Genomic DNA, 1,557 nt, shown 5'->3' with positions numbered 1-1,557 from the left:
CGATAAATACATCTATAACTTTATTCTTGGGTTGAGTCTTAATATCCATTAAAACCCAGGGGTTACTAATTCCTAATAAGTCTGATAAACCGTTTAATTCCATCCTGAAATGTAATCATTTTTAACAAATCCATTGTTTTTAGCGAAGAGCCAAATTTCTTTTGTTGCTAAAACTTCTTCTTTCTTGTATTCTTTTTGATAAAAAACGGCATCAACTTTAATGTTACCTTGATTAGAAATGACCTTAATCGTTGAACCTTTGCTGGTTGCATATACATTGCCTGAATATAATTTTACAACAGTGGTTGCTTTTATAGTATTCAATTTTACAATACCATTTTCTATATATATTTCTAAAGGGTTTTTAAAATCTTTTGACTCAACATCAATATCCTTACCAATAATAGTTACTTTTTTTCCTTTTGGCACTTTAATTATAGCATTTGCTCGCTGCAATCTTTTTGTAATAAATTTTCTGAAAATAATTTCTTTTTCCTGAACTTCATCTAATTGAAACCCTATTTGAATTTCATTATTTTCTTGTTTTACATCAATATGTTGCTCATTAGAGTTTTCTGCAAATAATGTGATTTCTATAAAATCTGTCTTTGAATTTTCTAGCACAACATCCTCTAAACCCTCTGTAAAAACAGTGCGTTCTTTTGCAGTAGATGTAAATTTTTTGATTATTTTTTTTAGAAGGAAACAACGGTTGTAACCAATAACAATATCATTCCAATTGGATTTTTCACAATGTAAAAAACTGTCTAAAAATTAGTTATTTTTAGACAGTCTAGTGCTAATATTAGTAGAAAACGATTTGTTATTCAATCAATATTTTCCTGGTTACTTTCCCTTTTTCTGACAAAAGCGTTACTACATAAATATTTCCGATCATTAGATTCTCTACTGATATCGATTTTGTAGTTTCTGTAATATTTTTTTCTATCACTTTTTTCCCTAAAACATCGTATATAATAACGTTTGTTTTTCCTATTGAAAGTCCAGAAAAGTATACTTTCTTATTAGAACTATACACTGAAATATTTGATAACGCAATATCTGTAGTTCCTAAAGTACTAGAAGATGTATGCAGATAAAAACGACCAACGCCATTCAAAGATTCCGATAGCATGACGCGATATTCACTATTTGGCTCGTCTAGACGCGTAAATTTTTTGGTTGCTTTGTCTTCTAAAAATATTTTTATATCTGATGGTAAATTCAATACTTCTGCCGAAAAAACAATTTCTTTACCAGCTGCTACTTTTACACCAACAGGAATTATTAACGCTGCATAGTTTTTATTTGGTAAAGATTGCACTTCGAAATTTATGCCTTGGTAATCCTCTACTAACCGAGTAAAAATATTTAAATTAGAAGATACTCCGTCAAAAATACCAATATCAAAACCTGGATCTAAGCCTGCAGTCTTTCCTTCAAGGTAATATATTTGCGTATTCACCCCAGCTTCCCCATCTGATAGTTGCAAATTAATAGCAAGATTATTATCCGTAAAAAAAGCTGTTCTTATTTGATTATGGTTTAATGCGGCCA

General features: G+C 29.9%; 1 protein-coding gene and 1 pseudogene. Both read right to left on the bottom strand.

Annotation, left to right across the window (positions count from 1 at the left end; translation table 11 throughout):
* Nucleotides 1-93 precede the first annotated feature (93 nt).
* Nucleotides 94-624: a hypothetical protein gene (locus ES044_RS18205; protein WP_147120771.1), complete on the bottom strand. Its 531-nt coding sequence runs from the start codon at nt 622-624 to the stop codon at nt 94-96.
* 199 nt (nt 625-823) lie between these two features.
* Nucleotides 824-1,557 (bottom strand): annotated as a pseudogene (locus ES044_RS18685) (T9SS type A sorting domain-containing protein); the annotation flags it as partial.

Source organism: Polaribacter sp. IC066, from assembly GCF_007997085.1.
GTDB lineage: Bacteria > Bacteroidota > Bacteroidia > Flavobacteriales > Flavobacteriaceae > Polaribacter.
Note: the sequence above shows the minus strand (reverse complement) of the source record. Positions and strands in the feature narration are given on the sequence as shown.